Genomic DNA, 25,415 nt, shown 5'->3' with positions numbered 1-25,415 from the left:
TCCCTGATAGCTCAGTTGGTAGAGCACTCGACTGTTAATCGAGTTGTCACAGGTTCGAGTCCTGTTCGGGGAGCCATTTCTTCAAGGCCCGTTGGTCAAGGGGTTAAGACACCTCCCTTTCACGGAGGTAACAGGGGTTCGAATCCCCTACGGGTCATTTTTCTAAACAAAGTACTTGATTACTTTGTGCAGATCCCATGATGTTCATACATAGCGGAGGCTTAGCTCAGCTGGGAGAGCATCTGCCTTACAAGCAGAGGGTCGGCGGTTCGATCCCGTCAGCCTCCACCATTTATGTTCGTGACATTGTGGGGTGGAAGACCGGGAGGTCGTTCTACTCGTCACTTGCAGGTAGCTGTGTGCTGCAAAATAAGTGTGGAGCCGTGGTGTAGAGGCCTAACATGCCTGCCTGTCACGCAGGAGACCGCGGGTTCGAATCCCGTCGGCTCCGCCATTTTACCCTAACTTCAAACATCTTAAGGCTCGGTAGCTCAGTCGGTAGAGCAGAGGACTGAAAATCCTCGTGTCGGCGGTTCGATTCCGTCCCGAGCCATTGCGTGAGCCATTAGCTCAGTTGGTAGAGCACCTGACTTTTAATCAGGGTGTCGTAGGTTCGAGTCCTACATGGCTCAGATTCATGCGTTCGTGGCGGAATTGGCAGACGCGCACGGTTCAGGTCCGTGTGGGCTAACCCCCCGTGGAGGTTCGAGTCCTCTCGAGCGCATCGTTTTGCGGAAGTGGCTCAGCGGTAGAGCATCGCCTTGCCAAGGCGAGGGTCGCGGGTTCGATTCCCGTCTTCCGCTCCATTAATCAACCTTATGTGCCCTTAGCTCAGCTGGATAGAGCGTTTGACTACGAATCAAAAGGTCGGGAGTTCGAATCTCTCAGGGCACGTGTATCAAGCCGGTATGGCGGAATTGGCAGACGCGCGCGACTCAAAATCGTGAGGGAAACCGTGGGGGTTCAAGTCCCTCTACCGGCACCATAATTAACGGGATGTAGCTCAGCTTGGTAGAGCACCTGGTTTGGGACCAGGGGGTCGCATGTTCGAATCGTGTCATCCCGACCATATGTTTTTGCGGGTGTAGTTCAATGGTAGAACTCCAGCCTTCCAAGCTGGTAGCGTGGGTTCGATTCCCATCACCCGCTTAAAGGCACAAACCTTGAGAAATCAAGGTTTTTTTGTTTTTATCGGCAGCTTACCTTTCTACTATTTTCGGTTATAATAGGAAGTACATGGATAGCGGGAGGGCTGAACAATGACGAAGCCGGTAGGAGTGACAGCGTCGGCAGGTGTTCAAATTGGCGTCAGAAGAACGTTAAAGATGACCCAGGAGCAAGCCTGGCAGTATTTGCTCTCATCATCCGGGTTGAAGCTTTGGCTGGGTGACTTGGAGAAGCTGAATCTGGAGCCCGGACAACGTTATGCAGCCAACGACGGAACGCTCGGAGAGATGAGAGTCGTCAAGCCTTATGAGCAGCTGCGAATGACCTGGCAGAGGGGAGGCTGGGAGAAGCCGTCTACGCTTCAGATTCGTCTATTGCCTGCAAGCGGCGGAAGGACGACGGTCAGCTTTCACCAGGAGAAATTAGCGGACCTGGCGGTGAGAGAAGAAATGAAGCTGCGGTGGGAGAACGTATTAACCCATTTCGAGGAATATGCCGAGCGGATGAGCGGCTAAATATCGACTGCTTTGAAAAAAGAAAACCGTACTATAGCAAGGAAAAGCGAGACGAAGGTCTTCACTCCATGCTGTAGTACGGTTTTTTGCTATTTCCGCTCAATGCGATTTGTTTCGATTAGCCTTGAACGGCTTGCTTGTCATTTGCGACAGCAGCCGCTTGCTTGGCCGCTTTGCCCAATTTCTTGTAAAGTACCAGCATTCCCAGGGATATCAGGAGAATGATAAACAAGATAAAATATAAATGCTGATAAGCTTCAGCGGGAGCGGTATTGTTCTGCCATACGAGAAATATTCCGCAACCAGCGACGGCGAACGACCCGCCCAGGTATTGGGACAGCTGGGTTAGTCCCATCCCCGACCCTATCAGATGCTTCGGCAGGATCCGTGACACTTCATTCGATAGAGCGGAGGTAACGGAGGATAGGGACGGTGAGAAAATAAGATAGGCTGCCAAAGTCACAAACGCAGATGCTTGCACCCATAACGAGATCATCAAGATGGAAATTCCGAGCAGCACATGCCCTGCCACCATGAATCTATAGTTGCCGTACCGGTCTATCCACCGTCCGACCAGCTTCAATAGGCATGCGGACAGGAAGGCGCCGGGGAAAATCATCAGTCCGATCGATGCCGCCCCCATGCTGAATACCTTGGAATAAATTAGCGGCATCAGAAACAGCATCGACAAGTTCATAACAAAGACGAAGAATGCGATGCATAACAGCTTGCGGTAGGCCGCGTTTTGGAATAAAACCGGCGGAATGAAGGGCTTCTCCGCTCTTCGCAGATGCCAAACCGTTAAGCCTAGGGCAATGATGCTAAGGATAAGGACGATGCCGGACAACTGAGTGACGGCAATTAAGAAAGCCGACGAAGTAATAACGATCAAGGCCGCCCCGGTGTAATCGAACCGAACCCTTTCCAGCGTTTCTTTGGGGATAAGTCTCCATAAGATAGGGACCAGCAGAATAACCAGGCAGGTGACGGCAAACAGCTCGTGCCAACCGAAATATTGCGTAATAGCACCTCCGATAACCGGCCCCAGACCGAACGCCAGTGCACTTCCCGAAGCGATCATTGAGATGGCCCTTCCCCGACGTTCGTAGGGCACATAGCGGCTGGCAAGCACCATGCCGAGCCCAGGCGTTGCTCCGGCTCCGCTGGCCTGAAACAGCCGGGCAAGCAAGACAAGCCCGAAGCTATCAGCGAACAGGCCGATGACAGAAGCTATGACGAGAAGCGAAATCCCGATCGTCCAAAGCTTACGAATGGGGATGAAATCCGATAACCGGCTGAAAATGATAGTCGACAGGGCAAAGACGATAGAATAGCCCGACACGATCCAGGAGCCCTGCCCCGCCGTAATATGGAGCTGCCCGATAATATCCGGAAGGGATACGTTGAACATTGTCGTGTTCATAACGACGAGAAAGTTGCCGAGCGCCCACACTGGGATTGTAACTTTATCGTTCATACGTTTTATGACCGCCTGACATGATTTTTTTGACACTATGGTTTATACTACTCTTGAATGTTCATATAAAAAAATATTAATTTTCATATTAATTCATAAGTTTGAACTTATTAATAGATTTCGGTCGGTTTATCACTACCTCAGGCGGTAGGAGGAGGGTTAGGATGGAGCTGCTTCAATTGAAATATTTTCAGGCGGTGGCGAAGCATGAGCATATGACCAGGGCAGCCAAAGAGCTTGCCATCGCTCAGCCCGCTTTAAGCCAAACGATCGCCCGTCTGGAAAGCGAGGTAGGGGTTCCGTTGTTCGACCGGCAAGGGCGCCAGATCAGGTTAAATCCATTCGGACGCGTCTTTCTCCGTCATATTGATCAGGCGCTGGCCAATATTCACGATGGACTGCGGGAGGTTAGGGATCTTGGCGGGATGGAGCATGGGTACATTTCCTTAGGGGTCATGTCAACACAAGTATTGGGTGACCTGCTCAAGGCGTTCGGTGCCGAGCATCCGCATGTCAAATTCCGCGTTCATCAGCATTCGCTGCAGACCATGATCGAGCAGCTGCACAGCGGTGAGCTTGATCTGTGTATAGCTTCTATGCCAATTGAGTATTCGGGCATCGAATGGCTGTCGCTGATGAACGACGAAATCATCCTAATGGTGCCGCATGAGCACCCGCTTGCGGAGAGAGCCTCGGTCAGACTGGACGAGCTGGCCGGTGAAACGTTCATCAACCTGAAGAGCGGCAACAACTTGCGCGATCTGACCGACGCTTATTTCCAACAGGCGGGAATTCGTCCGGATATCGCCTACGAAATCGATGAGCCGGCGTCCGTTCGAAGTCTGGTGAAGGCGGGACTAGGCATTTCATTCAGCACTATGCTGAACTTAAGATTCTGGGATCATACCTCTGTGGTACCGCTTAGGATTGAAGAACCTGACTGCCGAAGGCCGATAGGCTTAGCCTGGAAGAAGGACCGTTATCATTCGATGGCGGCCCGGAGCTTCCGGGAGTTCGTGCAAAGCTTCTTTGCGCGGCTGCAGCAGGAAGAGATTGGATCTGCTTCCAAGTGGAAATAAAATGAAACCAGCACTTATAAGCAATCGCGAGGAAAGGGGCAGTCGCACACGATGTCCAAAGCAGATAATATGCTGGCAATCTTATGGCTCTTGAAGGATCGTAAACGGGTAACGGCCAAGCAGCTGGCAGACGAGCTGGAAATCCATGTCCGCACAGTGTATCGGTATATTGACGCGCTGTGTGCCAGCGGCGTTCCGATTATTGCGGATTCGGGGCATAACGGAGGATACAGCTTGCTGAGCCAGTTTAATGAGGCTCCTCTGTTTTTTGACATGACGGAGCAGAAGGCTCTCATTCATGCGGCCGTCTTCGCACAGGAAGCCGGATATCCCTATGGCGAAGCGCTGCAGAGAGCGGTCGGCAAGCTCAAAATGTATACGAATGAAGAGCAGCTAAACGAGATCAACCGGCATTTGGTCGGCTTCGATGTCATCCATGCTCCTGCGGACGATTCCCATGAAGCCTTGCTTCAAGAGCTGGAGGTTTCTGTAGCGCGAGGCTGCACTGTCGAGATGAGCTACTTGAAGGGAACGGCTCAGCTGCCGCTTCAGCGGCGAATAGACCCGTACGGACTTGTTTATTGGAAGGGAAAATGGTATATCGTCGGATTTTGCCATTTACGCCGGGATGTTCGCAGCTTCCGCGTAGATCGCATCCAGGAGGTATCCCCGACGTCGGACCGTTTCGAGCGGCCGCATGCATTTTCCGCCAAAGACTTTTTCTTAGGCACGCTTTTGCCTGATAAGGATAACGAGGAAAATCGGATTTCCATTCGCATTGCGGGCAGGGAATCAGCGATTAATGATTTATGCGCACACTGGTATCTTGGTCATGTGTTGGAGGAGAGATCGGCGACCGAAGCGCACTTTCGCTTGGAAGAGAGAGCAGTAGCCACCTATTTTCCCCATCTGCTGCTATCCTATGGCAGGTCGATTCAGGTTAAGGAGCCGGCGATTCTCAGGGACAAGCTGGTCGAGCTGGCTTCGCAGCTGGCCGATTATTACCGGTCCATGTAACATCACTGACCGTCATTGTCAGTCAACCTCCTATAGAATAGGGTCAGCAGGGTGAATCCAACGAAATAAATGGATGGATATAAACGGGGACTGCTGCCCTAATTAGGAGGAATGGAAATGAAGCTGCTGCAAATCCGTCTGTTGGCGGACGATTTCAAGACTAGCGCCGCATTTTATAGGGATGTGCTTGAACTCCCGGTGGGCTGGTACATGGAGGAGATGGAGTACGCGCTGTTCAACAACGGCGAGACTCGTATTGAGGTTGTTTCCAAAGCTATGATGGCCGATGTCCTCGGAGGCATGTCGGGGGAATTCCGCGGGGGAGAAGCAGGACCGGCCCCATTTCTGCTGCAATTCGAGGTTGACGATGTCGATGCGGCCGCAGACCGGCTGAAGGCCAAGGGGGCCGCCTGTATGACCGAACCGCATGACCGGATGCAGTGGAACGCGCGTATTGCCCATTTTCGCGACCCGGACGGTAATTTGATCGAGATATACCGTATGCTTAGCTGATCGTCTATTATCATTTACATGACGATGAAGTCTGCCGGGATTCAGCTTATGACTATCACGTATGGGCAAATGAGAAAATATTGAACCATCTAAAGGAGCTGCCGGAGGAGCTTTATTCTGCCGCAGTGCAAAGTGTTTTTCCTTCTATAGCGGATGCGCTCGCTCATATATACCGTGTAGATACGACGTGGTTTGGCGCCGTGTCCGGCAAAAGCTTCGATGCTATGATGGAAGACATTAAGCAGGCAACCGAGCAGGCAAAGGGAGTCAGCTTGGAAACGATGCAGGAGCTGTATAATCAGCTGGCAGAGAAATATCGGACCTTCCTTGCGGAGCAGGATCTGGACGCAGTGAGGGAGTATCCTCATCCCCAGTATGGCACACTTCGCGCCAGCCATTCGGACATGTCGTCAACCATGGTACGTATCACCGCGGCAATATTACCGCGATGCTCCGCCAGCTGGGCCATCCGGGCGTTCCGACGGACTATGTGTTTTATTTGTATGCAGTTCAGTAGAAAGAAAAAGTAGGGAAACGTCCTGCCTTTAGCGGTGGGGCGTTTTTGTTTTAAGGCTAGCCGAAAAAGGAGCTTTTATGGTATGCTATTAAACATCAGATGATCGGATATTATGAGGGGAGAGGAACCGAATGGATTATGTCATTGATTTGCAAAACATCACTTACCGCAGAGAAAAAAACGAGCTGCTCACCAATATTAACTGGCAGGTGCGCCCGGGAGAGCACTGGGCTATTCTCGGATTGAACGGTTCGGGCAAGACGACGATGCTTAACATCGTTAACGGTTATATATGGCCAACCTCGGGCAAGGTGTCCGTGCTGGGTCATCCTTACGGTACTGTTGATTTAAGAGAGCTTCGCATGTCTATCGGCTGGGTAAGCTTGTCTTTGCAGGAAAAGCTGTATGCAACCGATAAAGTAGAGCAAATTGTCGTCAGCGGCAAATATGCGACCATCGGCTTGTACGAAAAGCCGGGAGAAGAGGATTGGGAACGCGCGAACGCCTTGATGGAGCAAATGCGGTGTATCCATTTGAAAGGACGCCAGTATCAAACCTGCTCTCAAGGAGAGAAGCAAAAAATATTAATCGCCCGCGCATTGATGAGCTCGCCGAAGCTTTTGATTCTGGATGAGCCGTGCAATGGGCTGGATTTGTTTTCACGGGAGGCGCTTCTTGAGGTGATCGACCAGCTGGCGAAATCGCCTGATGCGCCGACATTATTGTATGTGACCCACCATACGGAGGAGATTTTGCCGATGTTCCGTCATGCTCTGCTGCTGCGCCGGGGCGAGGTCTTCGCCTCCGGACAGGTGAGCGAGGTGCTGACCGAGCAGCATTTGTCGAGCTTCTTCGAGTCGCCCGTGGAGGTGTTGAGACGAGAGGACCGGTACTGGGTCCTCCCGAAGCAGCAGCGCCGCGATCCGGCGGCGCAAGAGGCCCTCATGACGAGGGAGTAAGTCATGAGGAGAGATAGGGCTGAAGCTGCTCCTGCAGCTTCGCGCTGATGGGCGTCAGCGGCAGGCGCAGCGCGCCGCTTGCGATACGTCCCTGCTCCGCGAGAATCCATTTGAGCGGAGCGGGGTTCGGCTCGGCGAACAGCAGCCGGATGAGCGGCAGCAGTTCGTCAAACTCCAGCTTGGCTTCGCTCACGTGGCCGGAGAGAAAGCGGTTATAGATGTGAACGAACCGCTCGGTATGCAGGTGTGCGGAAGCCAGCATACCCCCTTTGGCTCCGCAGCATAAGGAGGCGTAGAAATTAGCGTCCTCTCCGCACAGCACCGGCTTCGACCCAGTGCGTGACAGCTCGGAAACGAGCCCGATGCCCCCTGAGCTATCCTTCATTCCAATAACGCCGTCTATATCCAGAATGGTACGGACGGTATCTACCTCTAGAGTAATTCCGGTTCGGCTTGGAATCTCGTACAAAATCACCGGAACCCCTACCTCGGCTACCCTCCGAAAATGCTCAATAATTCCTTGCTGCGACGGCCTATTATAATAAGGAACGACGACAAGTGCGGCGTCCGCTCCGAGAAGACCGGCCTGCTCCGTTCTCTGAACGGTGGATGCCGTATCGTTCGTGCCGGTTCCCAGCACTATCGGGATACGCGAGCCGATCGTTTCCTTCGCTATCCGTGTCAGCGCCTCCCATTCGGTTTGCTTCATTGTAGGAGATTCGCCGGTCGTTCCATTCACGACCAGTCCGTGAATGCCATCCCCGACGAAACGGGATACCAGATTGCGGAAGGACTCCTCGTCGACTTCTCCGTTCGGGTGAAAAGGGGTTATGATCGGGAGATAGATCCCTTTGAGCTGCTGTTCGGTTAACATCATGAATTCCTCCTCATGCTTTATAGAAAGTGTCGAACTGTTATCTTGGAAGACTTGCTGTGATTGGATTACAATCACTTTAGCATGGAACTTATTATCAGTGTTAGCTATAATAAATGATAAGGTGCATCAAAATTTTTGATGATAGGGGCGGCAGACGATGGATTTGACCTACTTTCGTACGTTTCGCGAGGTGGCTCGAAGAGCGAGCTTTACTCGGGCCGGGGAGGAGCTCGGTTATGCGCAGTCGAGCGTGACCATGCAAATTCAGAAGCTGGAGAGAGAATACGGGGTCTCTTTGTTTGAACGATACGGCAAGCAACTGCGGCTGACTCCGCCGGGAGAAGCGCTGCTTAAGCTGGCGGTGCAGATGCTGGACCTGTACGATCAATCGAAGGAATCGATTGCGAATCAGGTTAACGCCGCGGTCACAATAGGCACCATCGATTCGTTGGCGGCCTATTATTTGCCGCCGTATTTGCAGCAGCTGAGGCAGCTGCATCCGGGGCTGGGGATTCAGCTCCTGCCCGATAGCGAGGCGGAGCTGGTAGCTAAGGTCAAGGAGGGCGAATACGACGTCGCCCTGCTTCTTGACCGTCATCCTGCGGATGCTTCGCTCCGCTGCATTACGGTGCGCGAGGAGCCGCTCGTTCTCATCGCGCCTCCGGGACATGCACTCACAGCAGCGGCTGAAGCAGCCCTCCGTGATCTGGAGGGCTGCGAGCTGATCGTGTCCGAAGGAAGCTGCATCTACCGCAGCACCTTTGAGAAGGTGCTGCGGGATAACGGAGTGGCGTACCGGATCGGATTCGAGCTTGGAAGTCTGGAGGCGATCAAGCATTGCGTCATGAACGGGCTCGGCATCGCGCTGCTGCCCCGGATTGCGGTAGAGGATGAGCTCCAGAGGGGCAAGCTGGCCGTGATTCCGTTCCGTCATCCGGATCTTCGCTTCCAGCTGCAGGTGCTCCTCCATCCGAAGAAATGGATGTCTCAGACGCTCCTGTCATTAATAGGCTTACTGACTGGAGACGAGGCGGCAGCGGAGCGTTATCTCGCCGCGATAACGTCTGAGCGGCTGAATGATTAATAAAAGTCCTGCAGGGTACCCGATTGAGGATATCCGTTGCAGGACTTTTTGATTGTGAGCCGCTGAGCAGCGTATGGCGGCCAAACCGCTATTTTACAACAAGCACCGGGATACTGGCATGCTGGACGACATTATGGCTCGTGCTTCCGAGGAACAGCTCATCCAGAGCGGATAAGCCTCTGCTGCCGATGACGATCAGATCGTTCCCGTTGTCCCGGGCATGCTCCACGATCGTCTTGGCCGGCTGGCCCTGCTTGATAATGGATTTAGCCGACGGCAGGTCGGAGATCAGACGCTTGATCTCTTCATCTACCGCGAGCTCATGCTCATAGTAGTTTTTTTGCATTTGAGGGGTTGTCAATACGGCCTCTCCGATGATGAGCGCGGGCACATAATAGACGTGCAGTACTTCGATTTCGGCAGCGGCGGCAGCGAGTCGTTTGGCATGCTCCAGCGCTTTTCTGGACAGCTCGGAGCCGTCGTAGGCGACAAGAATTTTGGAGTACATCGTTAGCACCTCGTTTGCTGGGAATTAGGCTGATAGGCAGCGTCCCTGTTTTTCCGTCAAATTGCACCTGTTTTCGGTATAACCTCTCCTTTTTCCGGCAGCTTTATTCCGGGATTGCTTTTTATTACCCAATGAAGGGCGAGAAGCTGCATGCAGCAGGTAAAATCGATGCATATCATTTGTTTTTCGACAAAATTTGGGAGGAAAGGGGTGACGATATCGGTATTGTGTGCTACAATTTGAACAATTCGTGTTACTGAAATACATATATACCATGGGAGAGAAAGAGGAGAGAGATGTGTTGAAGGGACAAACGATTCGATTAGCCATACTGATTGTACTTCTTCTTTCAGTATTTCTGGCGGGCTGCACTCAGACTCCGAAGGGGAATGCAGGGAAAGCAAAGGATGAATTGGTCGTGGCTGTCGGTTCCGAGCCGGAGGCCGGATTTGACCCGACTACCGGTTGGGGACGCTATGGCTCGCCGCTGTTTCAGAGTACTTTGTTCAAGTATGATGCCAATATGAGCATCGTAAATGATCTCGCAACGGGCTATGAGCTGAGCGGCGACGGAACGGTATGGACGGTCATCATTCGTAAGGATGCAAAATTTACGGACGGGCAGCCGCTGACCGCTGGAGATATTCAATATACATACGAAACTGCCGCCAAGAGCAGCTCGGCTATCGATTTGAGCAACTTGAAAAGTGTGGAGGCTCCCAACGATTCGACAGTCCAATTTACGTTGAAGGAACCGCAATCGACCTTTATTCAAATGATGCTGGCGACAGGAATCGTTCCGAAGCATGCTCATGGGAAGGACTATTCGCAAAAACCGATAGGCAGCGGCCCCTATAAGTTCATTCAGTGGGACAAAGGCCAGCAGCTGATTGTTGAGGCGAACCCGGATTATTACGGAGCGAAGCCGTATTTTAAAAAGCTGACCTTCCTGTTCTTGAGCGAGGATGCCGCCTTTGCCGCCGCCAAGGCTGGAAAGGTCGATGTGTCCTATATTCCGGCTGCATTCAGCAAGCAGCAGGTTCCCGGGATGCGTCTGGAGACCGTTCATACGGTGGATAACCGGGGGATCGTGTTCCCCTACGTGAAAGCCGGCGGGCAGACGAAGGAAGGATATCCGATCGGGAATGACGTAACGGCCGATATCGCCATTCGAAAAGCCATCAATACGGCGATAGAACGTAGGGCCCTCGTCCAAGGAGTGCTGGAGGGACATGGTACCCCTGCCTTTACGGTCAATGATGGCCTGCCTTGGTACAATGCCGACTCTGTCGTGCCTGACGGCGATCTGGAGGCGGCAAAAAAGCTTTTGTCCGATGCGGGATGGAAGGATACGAATGGCGACGGCATCCTGGACAAGGGATCGCTGAAGGCGGAGTTTCCCTTGCTGTATCCGTCCGATGACGTGACTCGCCAATCGTTGGCGATTACGGTTGCAGATAAGATGAAATCCATTGGCATTAACATGAAGGTTGACGGCAAAAGCTGGGACGAAATTAAAAAGCTGATGCACTCCAGCGCACTGCTGCTCGGATGGGGCAGCAACGATCCGATGGAAATGTTCAATGTGTACAGCAGCAAATTCGGCGGTGTGGAATATTACAACCCGGGCTTTTACAGTAACCCGAAGGTGGATGATTATATGAACAAGGCGCTTCGGGCAACGAATACGAAGGATGCTATGGAATTTTGGAAAAAGGCGCAGTGGGACGGAGCTACAGGATTGAGCGCCAAAGGTGATGCTCCTTGGGCCTGGCTCGTCAACATCGACCATTTGTACTTGGTCAAAGATAACCTCGATATCGGCAAGCAGAGGATTCATCCGCACGGCCACGGCTGGCCGGTTACGGATAATATTGAAGAGTGGAAATGGCTGAACTAAGGGAAGCGGGTGTTGGCAGCATGAGCGGAAGCTTGGTGAGGTTTCTTGGACTGAAGGCACTGAGGCTGTGCCTTCTGTTGATAGCGATCAGTGCCGTATCGTTCCTGCTAATCAGCCAGTCGCCGATCGATCCGGTTCAGGCTTATGTCGGCTCGGATATGATGAAGGTCTCGCCGGAGCAACGTGAACGGATTGCGGCCCACTGGGGGCTCGACCGCCCCCCTATGGAGCGCTATATGAAATGGTCGGCCTCCGTGCTGCAAGGGGATATGGGGACATCCATGATCTTTCGCCGTCCGGTTACCGAGGTCATCGGCGAACGATTCAAGAGCTCCATCGCGCTAATGAGCACGGCATGGCTGCTTTCAGGGGTTATCGGGTTTGCGGCCGGGATTATTGCGGCAATGAACAAGGACCGTTGGATCGATAAGGCGATCAAATGGTACTGCTATACGTTGGCTTCCACGCCAACCTTTTGGATGGGACTGGTACTTCTGATTGTTTTCGCCGTATGGCTTCGATGGTTTCCTGTCGGGATGGGCGTCCCTGCCGGAGTGCTCTCGCAGGAGGTAACCTGGACCGATCGGCTGGTACATATGATTCTACCGGCTATGACACTGAGCGTTATCGGTATCGCGACGATCGCCCTGCATACCAGAGAGAAGCTGGTCAGCGTACTGTCGAGCGACTATATTTTGTTCGCAAAGGCACGGGGCGAGCGGGGCTTTCGGCTTTTTTGGAGGCATGGTTTGCGCAATATTGCGCTTCCTGCGGTAACCTTGCAGTTTGCGTCCTTCAGCGAGCTGTTCGGGGGGGCTGTCCTGGCGGAGCAGGTATTTTCTTATCCGGGTCTCGGTCAGGCTACGGTAGAAGCCGGACTTCGGGGAGATGTGCCGCTGTTGATGGGGCTGGTGCTGTTCAGCGCTGTATTCGTATTCTCCGGTAACCTGTTGGCGGATCTGATCTATCGCTTTGTCGATCCCAGGCTTAGAGAGGGGCGGGCGAAAAGATGAGCATAGGAAGAATGAACCGCAGGCAGCGAACGGTTACTATGACAGTGCTGTCTGCTCTATTGCTGGCTTTTGTAGTGCTGGAAGGCCTTCTCTTAAGCAGCGACAGGATCCAGACGCATCTGGAAATTCGCAATATGGCGCCCTCCTGGAGCCATCTGTTTGGTACGGATTGGCTGGGAAGGGATATGTTCACCAGAACGATGAAAGGTCTTGTCCTCAGCATTGGAGTCGGTTTAACCGCGGCTGCGGCCAGTGTCATCATTGCTATGGCACTAGGGTTAGCTGCCGCCACCATGGGCAGAACGGCGGATCGTATCATCAGCTGGCTTATAGATTTGTTTCTTAGTGTCCCCCATTTGGTGACGCTCATTCTTCTGGCCTTCGTCATGGGGGGAGGGGCCAAAGGGATCATTATCGGTATTGCCTTTACTCATTGGCCGAGCTTGTCCCGCGTCATTCGGGCGGAAGTCATGCAGCTCCGGTCGGCCGAATTCGTGCAAATCTCCGGGCATTTGGGCAAATCACGCTGGTGGATTGCAACAAGACATTTGCTGCCGCATCTGGCTCCTCAATTCGTGGTCGGCGTGGTGCTGCTGTTTCCGCATGCTATTCTGCACGAAGCGGCTATAACCTTTATCGGGATGGGGTTATCCCCTCATCAGCCTGCGATTGGTGTTATTTTGTCCGAATCCATGCGGTATTTATCAACCGGGATGTGGTGGCTGGCTTTTTTCCCGGGCTTATGTCTTCTGCTTATCGTAAGAGCGTTCGATGTGCTTGGGGACAATATGCGCCGGCTCTTCGACCCGCATCAGTCACATGAATAGCTGCTACCCATGCAGCATTAGAGAGCAAAGGAGCTGACAGGAACCATGGCGATTTTGCAGGTACAAAACCTTTCCCTATCGTTTACCCAATATACACGCGGCCTTAAGCAGCGTTCGATTCAAGTGATCCATGACCTGCATCTGACGATTTATCCCGGTGAAATTGTAGCGGTTGTCGGCTCCAGCGGATCGGGCAAAAGCTTGCTGGCCCATGCTGTTCTCGGTATTTTGCCGTCGAATGCGAGGATGAGCGGCACTCTTCTATATGAGGGGCTGGAGCTGAATGCCGACCGGGCTGCTTCCTTAAGAGGCAGGGAGATCGCGCTTGTCCCCCAATCGGTTACTTTTCTTGATCCGCTTATGCGGGTAGGTGAACAGGTGAAGGCCTCCGTACGTGAAGGGGATGCCGACGCCCGTATGAAGGAAGTATTCGAGCGATACCGGCTTGCACCCGGTACGGACCGGAAATATCCGTTTCAATTGTCCGGGGGTATGGCCCGGCGAGTACTCGTATCTACCGCGACGATCAGCGGTGCGAAGCTGATTATCGCCGATGAACCGACTCCCGGCCTAGATCCCTCGGCCGTTCAAGAAGCGCTTAGCCGATTCAGGGAGCTTGCGGATAGCGGTGCCGGCGTCATGCTGATTACGCATGATATAGAAGCTGCGTTGACGATTGCCGATCGGGTTGCCGTCTTCTATGCAGGCACTACGGTTGAAGTCGCCCGCAGGGAGGATTTCCATGGAACGGGCGAGGCTCTTCGCCATCCTTATACGAAGGCATTGTGGCGGGCGCTGCCGCAAAATGATTTTGCGCCTATCCCCGGCTTTCAGCCCCATCCGTCTGCGCTGCCGCCGGGCTGCCTCTTTGCGCCGAGGTGTGCAATGGCCACTGCGGAATGCAGCGATGCGCTGCCGGCAGAGAGGGAGCTGCGCGAAGGAAGGGTGAGATGCATTCATGCTTCTTGAGGCACGCAAGATCGGATTTCATTATGATAAAGAGCCATGGCTGTTCCGCGGTGTCGATCTGACTATAAGGTCCGGTGAGGTTGTAGGGCTGGTTGGCCCCAGCGGCTATGGCAAAACTTCCTTTGGCCGCATACTGGCGGGCTTCGAAAAGCCGCGGGAGGGAGCGGTTATGTTAGACGGAGGACCGCTGCCTGCAACAGGCTTTCATCCCGTGCAATTGGTGTTCCAGCATCCGGAGAAAGCAGTGAATCCGCGCTGGTCGATGGGGCGAATGCTGCGGGAAGGGGGAGAGCCCGACCCGGAACTGCTGGCCGCGCTGGGCATTGAAGCGGATTGGCTCGGCCGATGGCCGAATGAGCTGTCGGGCGGCGAGCTGCAGCGCTTCTGTGTTGCGCGTGCGCTTGGAGCGGGAACCCGCTTTCTCATAGCGGATGAAATGACGGCGATGCTCGATGCGATTACCCAAGCGCAAATCTGGCATGCTGTTCTGGCCGAGGCCGGCAAGCGGGACATCGGCATTCTGGTTATCAGTCATGAGCGTAAGCTGATTGACCGCATTTGCGATAGAGTGGTAGATACCGCAGCATGGCGGTAAAAAGAGAACAGCACTACACCGGAGATGGTGTAGTGCTGTTGCTCGTTTTTCATATTATTTCACTATAAGGACAGGCACTTTGGAGTTCTGTACCACGTTATGGCTGACACTTCCCAAGAAGAACTCGCGAATAGCTCCGAGTCCCCGGCTGCCCATAATGATGAGATCAATTCCGTTATCATGGGCATAATCCAGAATCGAATTGGCGGGAGAGCCGTTCTGGATAATGTAGCTGGCGTCTATCGAAGAAGGGACGAGATCTCTTGCTTCCTGAAGAACCCCTTCGCTGATTTTCGGATCTATGGTAATGGTAGTACCCATAGCATAGGATACGTCCTGCACGCCGTGAATGACGTGGAGCTCCGGCGCTTTAGCGTCCTGTGCGGCTTCCTGCTGCACAATTTCAATCGCTTTGGCGAGCGCTTTCTTGGACAAGTTCGAACCGTCGTATGCTACGAGAATTTTATTGAATAGCATGATAACCACCTCCGTGATTATTTCGTTTGTTACTACGCTTTCATTATACCATGACTGGGGCAGAAATTGTCGAAAAAATCTGACTAATTGTGTCAATTAAAGGAACGGCAAGCAGCGCTTGGGCGGCTTTTTAAGCGCTTCCCTTTTTACAGAAAATCGGGTTAACCCTAAGCTTCCTTGGACCCTGAGGCCACCGTGTCCGGCAGGGAGGCAGGTTGAAACTGCTTGCGGTACTGCCGGGGAGTCAGCCCAATGCTCTGCGTAAAGCAGCGGGAGAAATAAGCGGGATAATGAAAGCCAACGCTATCGGCAATTTCCGAGACCGGCAGGTCGGTCTTAACCAGAAGCAGCTTCGCCTGCTCCAGACGATATCGCAGCAAGTATTCGAGCGGAGTGCATTGGTACACTTCCTTCATGCATCGGGTAATATAATTCGGGTGAAAGTGAAGGGCGTCCGACAGCATCGCATTGGTCACATCGCTCCGGTAATGGCGCTTCAAGAAGGCCTCCGCCTGTTCGGCGACAACCCGGGACGGATGAGTATTGAAGATGTGCTGACCTTCAACGGCCGAGCGCAGAAGCTCCAGAAACAGCTGCTGCTGTTCCCAGAAGCCGCTGGATCGCAGCTCCGCAGACCAGCCTAGCAGCTTGGCGAACAGATCATAGCCCATCTGAGGCACAGGCATAGCCCAATGCTTGGGGATCGCCATGCTATGCTGCTGAACCGGATGAAGCTGCAGATGGCCTGCCGTGTTTTCTTTAGCCGCAGGCTCGGAGAAGGCCGCAGCCGATTCCCTCCATGTTCCCGGTATTTGAAAATGCAGCCAATAAAACGTCGTTTCTTCCTCACAAGGGGCTGCCGCATAGTGATAACGGTCGGGAAGGAGAATCAGCATTTCTCCTGCGGTCAGGGCCCATTGTTTGTTTTCCTCTCCAATGTAGAGCGTTCCCCGGCTGACGAGCAATAGATCGAATACCCCCAGATTGGCCCGGTTCGGATGCTGCTGTCCTGTCTGATAGACGGTCCTGCCGCATTCCATGAAATAAGGCAGCGGGGCTGCCTGAAAATGCAGGTAGAGAGGCTCCACGCTTCTTCACTCCAAGGTTCAAATAGTATAAATATAGGGTGATTCTATTCGTATTTTTCAATCATTTTATAAGATATGATGGGAAAATGAAAGGTTCAAATTGTATCTATATAACATACTTAAGGATGTGAAGGGATGTCGCTGTTTACAAGCAGACAGGTGCCGCTCAGCAAGGTTCAGATTGAGGATCCGTTCTGGTCTCCTTACACCAGGCTGGTTCGTGAGGTTGTCATTCCGTACCAATGGGAGGCTCTAAATGATCGGATTCCTGGTGCCGAACCGAGTCATGCCATGAACAATCTGCTGATTGCCGCCGGCAAGAAGACAGGGGAGTTCGGAGGGTTCGTATTTCAGGATAGCGATATAGCCAAATGGCTGGAGGCTGTGGCTTACTCTCTGGCAAATCACCCGGATGCGGAGCTGGAAGCAACAGCGGATCAGGTCATAGGTCTGATTGAAGAAGCGCAGCATGAGGACGGCTATTTTAATACCTATTTTACGATAAAAGAACCCGGGAATCGTTGGACGAACTTAACGGATTGTCATGAGCTGTACGTTGCCGGCCATTTGATCGAGGCTGCCGTGGCCTATTACGAAGCGACGGGAAAACGCCGGTTTCTGGAGGCAATGTGCCGCTTTGCCGATTATATCGGTACGGTTTTCGGCAGGGAACCGGGACAAATTCGCGGCTACGACGGCCATCAGGAAATCGAGCTTGCCCTTGTCAAGCTGTACCGGGTGACAGGGAACGAGAGCTATTTGAAGCTCAGCCAATATTTCATTGATGAGCGGGGCCGGGAGCCTCATTTTTTCACGCAGGAGTGGGAAAAGCGAGGAGGGACAACCCATTGGAGACCTGGGAAAGCATCTCCTCCAAATTTAGCTTATCATCAAAGCCATATGCCGGTTAGAGAGCAAAAGGAAGCGGTAGGGCATTCGGTGCGTGCGGTCTATATGTACACGGGAATGGCGGATTTGGCGGGGCATACCGGGGATGCGTCGCTGCTTGAGGCCTGCCGCACGCTTTGGAGCAACATCGTATCCAAGCAAATGTATATTACCGGCGGTATCGGCTCGACGGCGCACGGAGAAGCATTCACCTTTGACTATGATCTGCCCAATGATACGGTGTATGCGGAAACCTGCGCATCGATCGGATTGATCTTTTTTGCAGAGCGGATGCTCCGGCTGGAAGCCAAAGGATCCTATGCCGATGTGCTGGAGCGGGCTCTCTATAATAACGTAGCAGGCAGCATGGCACTGGACGGAAAGCATTATTTTTACGTGAATCCATTGGAAGTATGGCCGGAGGCCAGCAAACACAATCCGTCCTGCAAGCATGTTAAGGCGGTCAGACAGCCTTGGTTCGGGTGCTCGTGCTGCCCGCCTAACGTGGCGAGGCTACTGGCTTCTCTTGGCGGCTATATTTATTCAAGCACAGACGATACCGTGTACACGCACCTGTATATTGGAAGCAAGGCGCAAGTGGAGACGGCGGGCACACGACTGCAGCTAAAGCAGATTTCCCGTTATCCGTGGGAAGGCCGAATACAGCTGGAGATCACTCCGGACGAGGCAGCGCAGTTCGCCTTAGCCCTCCGCATCCCCGGATGGTGCCGCGACGCCCGGCTTCAAGTCAACGGAGAACCTATAGAGGTGGAACCGCTTATCGTAGACGGATACGCCTATATCAAACGGCTGTGGCAGGCGGGAGATGTCGTGGAGCTGGAGCTGCCCATGACAGCGCAGCGGGTCCGTTCGAATCCAAGGCTGCGGGCGAATGCGGGCAAAGCCGCTATTCAACGGGGGCCTCTGGTTTACTGCTTGGAGGAAGAGGATAACGGCGGGCTCTTGACCGCCATTGTACTGGATAGCAAGTCGGAGCTGACCGAGAGGTTCGACGATCATCTATTCGGAGGCATAGTCGTCGTAGAAGCGGAGGCTTCACGCGATGATGAGAGAGAATGGGGCGAGGAGGAATTATATCGTCCTGTGACCCGGCAGGCAGTACCCCACCAATTGCAAGCCATTCCATACTTCTTATGGGGGAACCGGAAGCAGGGCGAAATGACCGTATGGATTAGGGAGCATTAAACAAGGACAGATAAGCTGACTTCGAGCCTTCATAAGGCAAGGGGTTGGCTTTTTTTTGCGAAATATTGTCGAAAAAAGGAAATTGCGCTTCCTTGTGGAATAAGTCAAGCGAGCCGCTTCCAATTGGGCAAACATGGGGGACTCTGAAATAACAATGACGAAGGGGAAGTCGCAAATATGAAAAGATGGGCATGGCCGGCACTGCTGGCAGGTCTAATGCTTCTCTTGGTAATTCCGCTAAGTGAAGCTCACGCCGAAGGCAAGCTGATCGAAGATCCGGTGCTGGAGCAGGCTATAAAGAAACAATTGAACCTAGATGAGAGCGAAGAGCTGACGGAAGAAGCTCTGCTTGAGCTGACTTCCTTATATCCGCAAGAGGAGGGCAAGGTGCAGAGCTTAAAGGGACTGGAGCACGCCCTAAATCTTAAATCGCTGTATGCGCCTAACCAGGAAATTAAAGATTTGTCTCCGCTTAAGCAATTAACGGAAATTAAAATACTTGGCCTGGAACATAATCAGATTGAGAATGTTTGTCCGCTGGCCAGCTTGTATCAGCTGCAGCAATTGGTCATATCGGATAATCAAATATCTTCGATTGATTGTCTTGCTCAAAATAGTCACCTTACGGACTTATTGATTGGCAATAACCAGATTGAAGATATAACGGCATTAGCCCATTTGCCTTTAAAATGGTTATCGCTATCGGGAAATCAAATTAAGGATGTTCAAGCTCTAGAAGATCATCCCACCTTGCAACTCGTTTTCCTCAATAACAATCAAGTTCAGGATATTCGTCCGCTGGCCTCTATCAAAATGCTTACAACACTTTATATCGAAAATAATCCTTTGCATGACGAAGGAAAGAATATCCTAGACGAGCTTAGGAGACAGGGAGTTACTATCAACCAAATGCCGTCTATGAGATCCGATCCCAATGAAATCATAGTAAAACTGGACTGGAAACAAATCAGCTTTGATGAAGCGCCATTTGTTGAGAACGGCATCACCTTGGTACAGCTTCGTCCATTATTTGAGGCGCTGGGACTTCAAATCGAATGGGACGAACGCAATCAGATCGTCTCAGGCAAGAAGCAGGGGCTTCAAATCACCCTTAAAGTGAACGACCTGACAGCAACCGTGAACGGCATACAGCAGCAGCTCCCGTCAGCCCCTAAAGTAAAGAATGGGAACCTGTTCGTACCTGTTCGTTTTATCAGCGAAGTCATGCATTACGATATGGTGTGGAAAGAGACTTACAAGACGATCAATATCTATAAAGATTTGCGAGAGTTTAAGTCTTTAGATAATAGATGGAGCTTTAAGGCGGGCCATAAATGGGAAGAGCGTTTCAAGCCTGAATACTATCCTATTGATGTTTATGCTGTGTTCAATACCTCTGAACTCATGGTTTTGGAAGATCGCTATTCATCAATAAAAAATCTGCAAGATTACATTGAGGATATTAATAGTCATGATGATGGGGTTAAGCCCATATCGGAGATAAAGAATTTCAAGGTTAATGGATTGAACGCAGTACAGAGATTGTATTCCTTTGAAATGAACTCAAGCAGGTTTATAGCAGAGCAGATCGTAATTCAGGGAAAAGATATCTTTTATAGAATATCACTACTAATGCCTGAAACCGACTTCGACGAATCCTCTACAGAATTACTGGACATAGCTCGGACCTTCCAGGAGATTCCTACTCCCGAAGAAAAGATAGCCGAGAAGTACAAAGGAAAGAGCGCAGCGGAAAGAATCTATGAAATTTTTGCTTATTATAAGGAAATGGGCTTCTTCCAGCCGATGGACGTCAACGAGGTTGAGAAGAACTTTATTGACAACTACCCGAACGATTTCGCGGCAGATAAAGACTTTGATCCGTACCAGGACCATACTATTTACCAGCGGTATGCCGATCACTTTATTTTGCAGCTGGATAAAAACAGAGTATGGATGGAGGATACCGAAGCTGATGTCGGCAAAGGAAATCAAGTTTATGTCAAAGCGCTGCAGGACTGGGCGCGAATTTCAAGAGGCGCCTTTAACCCAAGCGATATCGTAGAAACATGGAATACCGAAGAAGGCCCTATAAAAGTGCAATTGAACTTGAACGGGGAGAATGTGACCTTATACCCTCAGTATATGAATGACTTTATGGATGTAGGGATTTTGAAAAAAATCAATACCAAGATAGCTGGCAGCGGGTACCAGTTCGCCGTTATTCATGTGGATCAGCAGGCCTTTGTCACCGTATTGAATGAGAAGGAGCTTGCCCAAATCACCAAGGAGCGTTTCTGGCCGATAGAGCATTTTTAAAAACAGAAGATAGCACAAGCTAGTAGAAGTCGAGCCGATGAGGGAATTTCCCGATGCCGGTTCGGCTTTTTTTCCGCACAGTACCTCAAATCGGCTTTGAAACCCTGGCTCCACCTAGCGGTTTATTTTAAAGAAGAGGAGAATTAAGTTGTTGAAAAAACCTATTTTTGCGAGAACTAAGCTACATATGGAGGTGGGGTATGCCTCGAAGGAGTTTACGTCCGCCTTTGAAATCCGTGAAAATACCGCTAAATATAATCTAATTCACGGGTTTCAACAGCGGCCGGAGGGGATGCCCCACCGGAGTATGTTGACAATAGTTCAAGCCTTACAGGCTTATCAACAGACTCGAAGAATGAACCTTTTTCGGGCACAGGACCAATATAGAGTGAAGTAAAGATTAGGGGGCCGGCCGCCTATGACAGAGCCATTACTGCATGAATCCCTGCGCCAAATGGCAGCGGGAAGTAAGGAAGCCTTTCGAGTCGTGTATGAGCACAGCAAAGAGGAGGTGTACAGAACCGTAAGCCTGCTGGTGAATAACAAGCAGGACGTGAACGATGTCGTGAATGAAGTGTATGCGGAGATGCTCAAATCGATTTCCAAGTACCAGTTCGACCGGCCGTTCCGCGCATGGTTAACAGGATTAACTATTCGCCAGGTTCATAATTGGAATCGTAAATTGTGGCGCAGGTTTCGAATTCACGAGCGCAATGCCCGTATGGAGGTTCATGTATCGGTTGCGGATACCGAGTCGCTGTATTTGCTTAGCGAGCATCGCAGCGAGCTGATCCGGCTGGTTCAAGGACTGAGCTATAAGCACCGAAGCGTTATTGTATTACGCTATTACCACGAGTACTCGTTCGAGGAAATAGCCGAGCTGCTGAATATTTCGATGGGTACGGTGAAATCACGGCATCATACGGCGCTTAACAGATTGCGTCATTTATCTGTCAATCCCATAACGGATGATGAAGGAGGCTACACCACATGTCCATCCAAAACCAACTAAAAGCCGAGCTCCGGCAATACGCCGGGCAGCTGACGGTCCCTCAAGAGCTGGATGCTCGAGCGGAACGAGTGTTTGAAGCCTATGCCGCGGGGAAGCGGAGGAGGTCAGGCGGAAGGCTCAGCGGCAAAGCGCGGATCGCTCTTGTGGCGGCGTGCATTTTCCTGTTCTCGGGTGTCGCGTATGCTTCGAATCTGCTCTATACGATGCAAACGAATAAGGTTCAGCTGGAGGTGTCGAAGAGTTCGGCTGTACAGCTGCCTGATACTTTAAGCGAACAAATTCGGGGAGCGTACGGTGATGTCAGAAGCCAGCTGGCACCAGGAGAAGCAGCTGTAGTCTATGTGCAGCCCCTGGAGCAGCTCAAGCTGCCGGCCGTGACCCTGCTGATTCATCCTGTTGCCTACACGAGCATGGAGCAGTGGAAGCGGGAGGTAGAGCAGGCAGGCTTACAGGCCAAGGCTCCTGCCATAGTGCCGGAAGGGTTTTCCTTTGTCAGAGGAGAGCTTCAGCCTCGAATCGGATTGATGGATGCTCAAAGCTATACAGACTATGCGAAGAAATTAAAGCAGCAAGCCAAAGAAGCGAAGCAGACGATCACGTGGCAAAAAGCGGCTGTTCCTTCGTTCGGGGCCGATGGATTGGTTAGTCCGGGGCTCATTTATGCTAATGCCCATAACGACGAGATCGAAATTCGCTATCAGGTTATGTCCGCCGGGGATGAGCAGATCGACCTGAAGCTGGTTACCGGAGATCAGACTACGGGAGAGAAGGTTGCCGTGACCGGCCGGGAAGGGTACTATACCATAAATCCCCAGTCTCTGTGGACGGACGGCGGCGAATCCCGGGAAGTGAGCTGGATGGAACCATCGGAGGGAAGAACGCTGCTGTACCACGTTATGACGTCGTCTCCGAACGTGACGAAGGAGGAGCTGCTGGCTCTAGCCAACAGCTTGAGGTAGAGACACGAGAATAGCTGCAAGAAGTTCGTCATCCAGGTTGGATGGCGGGCTTTTTCTTTTTTTTCATGAAGGAGTATACTGGAAAGAAGAGAGTCCATATTTCATCCGTTCATTCTACTTATCTGGAAAGGTTGTGCAGCAGATGATTTTTAGCGATTTGACGAATTGGGAAAAAGAAAAGGCCTTATTCCCCGAAGCGGTGAATAAGGGGATAGAGTATATTCGCAGCACTGATTTCAGTTCTTTACCAGCGGGCAAATATGAGATTGAAGGCGATCTGATGTTTGCTTTGCTGCAAGAACCTGCCACGAAGGATTGGCAGCAGCAGCGCCCTGAATCCCATCGAACTTATACCGATATACAATTCCTCCTGTCCGGAGAAGAAGTAATTCGCGTCGTTCCGTTATCGGAGGAAGCGGTAATTTCGGAACAGTCCTTCGAGACCAGGGACATTGCATTCTATGAAAAGGTCGGAGAGGAGAGCTCCCTGGTGCTTCGTCCAGGTTCCTTTGCCGTATTTTATCCGGGAGATATTCATCGTCCGTGCTGCAGTGTAACCAAGGATCAGCCGATCCGAAAGGTTGTTATCAAAATACATAAAAGCTTATTGGGGCTGGAATAATCATTCAATAATGAGTGTCATGGGCTTGACGGGTTTCCAAGAAGCTAAGAAGCGGAAGCAAGGCAGATTAACGGAAGGAAGGGGCAAGCGAAGATGGCAATGGATACGGAAACGTTTCAGGCTTTGGTCATTGATAAGCAGGGGGAGCGCTTTGAGATCGGTGTGAAGGAGCTGACGGTAGAGGACTTGCCGGAAGGAGAGGTGCTGATTCGCGTAAGCTTTTCGGGTGTCAATTATAAGGATGGGCTAGCCTGCCTTCCTAACAGCAGCATCGTACGCACTTACCCTCATGTTCCGGGCATCGACCTGGCTGGAACGGTGGTTGCTTCCACCGATCCCCGCTTTCAAGCGGGACAAGCCGTGCTGGTTACAGGCTTCGAGCTTGGGGTCTCGCATTATGGCGGCTTGAGCCAAATGGCGAGAGTCCCCGCCGACTGGGTCGTGCCGCTGCCGCCGGGCCTCGAGCCGCACGATGCCATGGCCATCGGCACGGCCGGCTTGACGGCGGCGATGTCCATCGACCGCCTGGAGCATAACGGCCTGCAGACGGGGCAGGGCCCCGTGCTGGTGACGGGCGCCACGGGCGGCGTCGGCAGCTTTGCCGTGGCGCTGCTCGCCGCCCGCGGCTATCATGTCGCGGCCAGCACCGGCAAAGCCGCGGAGCACGACTACCTGCGCTCGCTCGGAGCGCAGGAGATCATTGACCGCAGCGAGCTGAGCCCGGAGAGCATCAAGCCGCTCGAGAAGCAGCGGTGGGCGGCCGCCGTCGATCCCGTCGGCGGGAAGTCCCTTGCGTATCTGCTTGCTTCCATCCGCTACGGAGGATCGGTAGCGGTAAGCGGACTTACCGGCGGCGGGGCGATTCCGACGACGGTGCATCCATTTATCCTTCGCGGCGTTAACCTGCTCGGCATTGATTCGGTGCAGTACCCGGCGGAGCGGCGTTACGAGCTGTGGAAGCGGACCGCCGAAGATTTGCTGCCGACAAGCCACTTGAGCCGGATTGCAAGCCGTATTCGTCTCGATGAAGTACCGCATTATGCCGGGGAAATTCTGCAAGGGCGGATCAAAGGAAGAGTCATTGTAGAATTGTAGCCTGCTTATCGGAAGCAAGGAAAGAGCCGCTTAGTTCCCGTCTGATGGGGATGCGGCTTTTTCTAGTTTTTGTAACAAATTTGTTATAAAACCAATAAATCCCTGCATTCGACCAGGACATCAATGCGAAACATTTCTTAATCAGCTTTCGTAATAAGAAGTAAGCCTGGAAACTTTATGGAAGGACAAAGGAGGCCCGAGTCATGAAGGTCTACTTCTCGGATCGATTCTTTTCAACCGGCTATACCGACATCGTTAATGAGAACAATGAAAAAATGGGAGAGCTCGATCTGCAAAGCATGTTCACTTCCGGAATTCATGTTCTGGATGAGCGCGGAGAAATAGCCTATAGCGGGAAATTCCGTTTTTTCTCCAATGCTTGGATGATTTCCGACCGTTACGGCGAGGAGATCGGCGTTCTGAAGGCCAGGATGTCCTTTTTTTCTAAAAAGTATTGGTACGAAGGCTCTCGAGGGGAATATGAGATCGAATCTCCTGCTTTTTCCAGAGAGTATACGGTACATAAGCCGGAAGGCAGGACGGTTGCACAATTTAGAAGAACGGATAGCTTCTTCGGAGCCGGAGCTTTCGAACTATCCAATCATTCGGAGCTGCCGACCGAAGAGCTTATATTGGTCGTGATGGGCGTGCATGCGATCCAAAAAAGACAGAACAGCGCGGCCGCCACCTAGAAAAGCTTCGGGCATAAGGCAATGTAAGCCGGCATTAGTT

24 protein-coding genes and 12 tRNA genes are annotated in these 25,415 nt (G+C 52.1%); 31 read left to right on the top strand and 5 right to left on the bottom strand.

The features are described 5' to 3' along the window. The 13 genes from B1728_RS32655 (at position 1) to B1728_RS32595 (ending at position 1,682) form a co-directional block, all read left to right on the top strand. Positions 1–76, top strand: a tRNA-Asn gene (locus B1728_RS32655). Between the two features lie 9 nt (positions 77–85). Then, a tRNA-Glu gene (locus B1728_RS32650) sits at positions 86–157 on the top strand. A gap of 58 nt (positions 158–215) precedes the next feature. Next, positions 216–291, top strand: a tRNA-Val gene (locus B1728_RS32645). Between the two features lie 86 nt (positions 292–377). Continuing rightward, positions 378–454: transfer RNA gene (locus B1728_RS32640), tRNA-Asp, on the top strand. A 26-nt stretch (positions 455–480) separates the two neighbouring features. After that, positions 481–553 (top strand) — tRNA-Phe (locus B1728_RS32635). Positions 554–559: 6 nt separating this feature from the next. Beyond that, positions 560–632: transfer RNA gene (locus B1728_RS32630), tRNA-Lys, on the top strand. Positions 633–639: 7 nt separating this feature from the next. Continuing rightward, positions 640–724: transfer RNA gene (locus B1728_RS32625), tRNA-Leu, on the top strand. Between the two features lie 7 nt (positions 725–731). Then, positions 732–806 (top strand) — tRNA-Gly (locus B1728_RS32620). Between the two features lie 14 nt (positions 807–820). Beyond that, positions 821–894: transfer RNA gene (locus tag B1728_RS32615), tRNA-Arg, on the top strand. Between the two features lie 8 nt (positions 895–902). Next, positions 903–985: transfer RNA gene (locus B1728_RS32610), tRNA-Leu, on the top strand. 7 nt (positions 986–992) lie between these two features. Continuing rightward, positions 993–1,069, top strand: a tRNA-Pro gene (locus tag B1728_RS32605). A gap of 9 nt (positions 1,070–1,078) precedes the next feature. Then, positions 1,079–1,149: transfer RNA gene (locus tag B1728_RS32600), tRNA-Gly, on the top strand. A gap of 110 nt (positions 1,150–1,259) precedes the next feature. Next, positions 1,260–1,682 carry an SRPBCC family protein gene (locus tag B1728_RS32595; protein WP_079914608.1) on the top strand — a complete coding sequence of 141 codons (423 nt, stop codon included), beginning with the start codon at positions 1,260–1,262 and terminating at the stop codon, positions 1,680–1,682. A gap of 118 nt (positions 1,683–1,800) precedes the next feature. On the opposite strand, the gene B1728_RS32590 is transcribed toward B1728_RS32595, so the two are convergent. Continuing rightward, complete coding sequence (locus tag B1728_RS32590; protein WP_079914607.1) at positions 1,801–3,159, bottom strand: MFS transporter; 1,359 nt, start codon at positions 3,157–3,159, stop codon at positions 1,801–1,803. Positions 3,160–3,323: 164 nt separating this feature from the next. On the opposite strand from B1728_RS32590, the gene B1728_RS32585 reads away from it, so the two are divergent. The 5 genes from B1728_RS32585 (at position 3,324) to B1728_RS32565 (ending at position 7,244) form a co-directional block, all read left to right on the top strand. Next, positions 3,324–4,238 (top strand): LysR family transcriptional regulator, encoded by a 915-nt coding sequence (locus B1728_RS32585; RefSeq protein ID WP_079914606.1) that lies wholly within the window; start codon positions 3,324–3,326, stop codon positions 4,236–4,238. Between the two features lie 51 nt (positions 4,239–4,289). Then, positions 4,290–5,255 (top strand): helix-turn-helix transcriptional regulator, encoded by a 966-nt coding sequence (locus tag B1728_RS32580; RefSeq protein ID WP_079914605.1) that lies wholly within the window; start codon positions 4,290–4,292, stop codon positions 5,253–5,255. A gap of 117 nt (positions 5,256–5,372) precedes the next feature. Then, positions 5,373–5,768, top strand: a complete 396-nt coding sequence (locus B1728_RS32575) for a VOC family protein (RefSeq protein ID WP_079914604.1) — start codon at positions 5,373–5,375, stop codon at positions 5,766–5,768. 80 nt (positions 5,769–5,848) lie between these two features. Continuing rightward, positions 5,849–6,298 carry a DinB family protein gene (locus B1728_RS37495; protein ID WP_483311004.1) on the top strand — a complete coding sequence of 150 codons (450 nt, stop codon included), beginning with the start codon at positions 5,849–5,851 and terminating at the stop codon, positions 6,296–6,298. Between the two features lie 118 nt (positions 6,299–6,416). Continuing rightward, positions 6,417–7,244, top strand: a complete 828-nt coding sequence (locus B1728_RS32565; protein WP_079914603.1) for an ABC transporter ATP-binding protein — start codon at positions 6,417–6,419, stop codon at positions 7,242–7,244. Between the two features lies 1 nt (position 7,245). Here the strand turns inward: B1728_RS32565 and dapA are convergent, their stop codons facing one another. Continuing rightward, positions 7,246–8,118 (bottom strand): 4-hydroxy-tetrahydrodipicolinate synthase, encoded by an 873-nt coding sequence (gene dapA / locus B1728_RS32560; protein ID WP_079914602.1) that lies wholly within the window; start codon positions 8,116–8,118, stop codon positions 7,246–7,248. A gap of 160 nt (positions 8,119–8,278) precedes the next feature. Here dapA and B1728_RS32555 point away from each other — a divergent pair, with 160 nt between their 5' ends. Continuing rightward, on the top strand, positions 8,279–9,205 hold the full coding sequence (locus B1728_RS32555; RefSeq protein WP_079914601.1) for a LysR family transcriptional regulator: 927 nt from the start codon (positions 8,279–8,281) through the stop codon (positions 9,203–9,205). 88 nt (positions 9,206–9,293) lie between these two features. Here B1728_RS32555 and B1728_RS32550 read toward each other — a convergent pair whose 3' ends face one another. After that, the gene (locus tag B1728_RS32550; protein WP_079914600.1) at positions 9,294–9,713 is read right to left on the bottom strand and encodes a universal stress protein; all 420 of its coding nucleotides are present in this window, start codon (positions 9,711–9,713) and stop codon (positions 9,294–9,296) included. Between the two features lie 301 nt (positions 9,714–10,014). Between B1728_RS32550 and B1728_RS32540 the strand changes: the two genes are divergently transcribed. The 5 genes from B1728_RS32540 to B1728_RS32520 are packed head-to-tail and all read left to right on the top strand — an operon-like array spanning position 10,015 to position 15,017. Beyond that, on the top strand, positions 10,015–11,613 hold the full coding sequence (locus tag B1728_RS32540) for an ABC transporter substrate-binding protein (protein ID WP_079914598.1): 1,599 nt from the start codon (positions 10,015–10,017) through the stop codon (positions 11,611–11,613). After that, positions 11,601–12,626, top strand: coding sequence for an ABC transporter permease (locus tag B1728_RS32535; RefSeq protein ID WP_079914597.1), 1,026 nt, complete (start codon positions 11,601–11,603; stop codon positions 12,624–12,626). Before B1728_RS32540 ends, B1728_RS32535 begins: the two co-directional genes overlap by 13 nt. Then, positions 12,623–13,453, top strand: coding sequence for an ABC transporter permease (locus tag B1728_RS32530; RefSeq protein ID WP_483311003.1), 831 nt, complete (start codon positions 12,623–12,625; stop codon positions 13,451–13,453). Before B1728_RS32535 ends, B1728_RS32530 begins: the two co-directional genes overlap by 4 nt. A 45-nt stretch (positions 13,454–13,498) precedes the next feature. Beyond that, on the top strand, positions 13,499–14,422 hold the full coding sequence (locus tag B1728_RS32525) for an ABC transporter ATP-binding protein (RefSeq protein WP_079914596.1): 924 nt from the start codon (positions 13,499–13,501) through the stop codon (positions 14,420–14,422). Next, on the top strand, positions 14,412–15,017 hold the full coding sequence (locus B1728_RS32520) for an ABC transporter ATP-binding protein (protein ID WP_079914595.1): 606 nt from the start codon (positions 14,412–14,414) through the stop codon (positions 15,015–15,017). The genes B1728_RS32525 and B1728_RS32520 overlap by 11 nt, the downstream gene beginning before the upstream one ends. 54 nt (positions 15,018–15,071) lie before the next feature. Here the strand turns inward: B1728_RS32520 and B1728_RS32515 are convergent, their stop codons facing one another. Then, entirely contained in the window at positions 15,072–15,494 is a 423-nt protein-coding gene (locus B1728_RS32515) for a universal stress protein (protein WP_079914594.1), read from the bottom strand. Positions 15,495–15,661: 167 nt separating this feature from the next. Next, complete coding sequence (locus tag B1728_RS32510) at positions 15,662–16,582, bottom strand: helix-turn-helix transcriptional regulator (protein ID WP_256865605.1); 921 nt, start codon at positions 16,580–16,582, stop codon at positions 15,662–15,664. Between the two features lie 135 nt (positions 16,583–16,717). On the opposite strand from B1728_RS32510, the gene B1728_RS32505 reads away from it, so the two are divergent. The 7 genes from B1728_RS32505 (at position 16,718) to B1728_RS32470 (ending at position 25,375) form a co-directional block, all read left to right on the top strand. Continuing rightward, the gene (locus B1728_RS32505) at positions 16,718–18,676 is read left to right on the top strand and encodes a glycoside hydrolase family 127 protein (RefSeq protein WP_079914593.1); all 1,959 of its coding nucleotides are present in this window, start codon (positions 16,718–16,720) and stop codon (positions 18,674–18,676) included. A gap of 177 nt (positions 18,677–18,853) precedes the next feature. Beyond that, positions 18,854–20,995 carry a stalk domain-containing protein gene (locus tag B1728_RS32500; protein ID WP_079914592.1) on the top strand — a complete coding sequence of 714 codons (2,142 nt, stop codon included), beginning with the start codon at positions 18,854–18,856 and terminating at the stop codon, positions 20,993–20,995. A gap of 418 nt (positions 20,996–21,413) precedes the next feature. Further along, on the top strand, positions 21,414–22,007 hold the full coding sequence (locus tag B1728_RS32490) for a sigma-70 family RNA polymerase sigma factor (protein ID WP_079914590.1): 594 nt from the start codon (positions 21,414–21,416) through the stop codon (positions 22,005–22,007). Further along, positions 21,986–22,966, top strand: a complete 981-nt coding sequence (locus B1728_RS32485) for a hypothetical protein (protein ID WP_079914589.1) — start codon at positions 21,986–21,988, stop codon at positions 22,964–22,966. Before B1728_RS32490 ends, B1728_RS32485 begins: the two co-directional genes overlap by 22 nt. Positions 22,967–23,108: 142 nt before the next feature. Further along, complete coding sequence (locus B1728_RS32480; RefSeq protein WP_144028088.1) at positions 23,109–23,588, top strand: NanQ anomerase/TabA/YiaL family protein; 480 nt, start codon at positions 23,109–23,111, stop codon at positions 23,586–23,588. A gap of 99 nt (positions 23,589–23,687) precedes the next feature. After that, positions 23,688–24,683: an acrylyl-CoA reductase family protein gene (locus B1728_RS32475; RefSeq protein WP_079914617.1), complete on the top strand. Its 996-nt coding sequence runs from the start codon at positions 23,688–23,690 to the stop codon at positions 24,681–24,683. 203 nt (positions 24,684–24,886) lie between these two features. Then, the gene (locus B1728_RS32470) at positions 24,887–25,375 is read left to right on the top strand and encodes an LURP-one-related family protein (protein WP_079914587.1); all 489 of its coding nucleotides are present in this window, start codon (positions 24,887–24,889) and stop codon (positions 25,373–25,375) included. Positions 25,376–25,415 lie beyond the last annotated feature (40 nt).

This window comes from Paenibacillus sp. 32352 (assembly GCF_002042965.1).
Lineage (GTDB): Bacteria > Bacillota > Bacilli > Paenibacillales > NBRC-103111 > Paenibacillus_S > Paenibacillus_S vulneris.
This window is presented reverse-complemented; position numbering and strand designations above follow the sequence as displayed.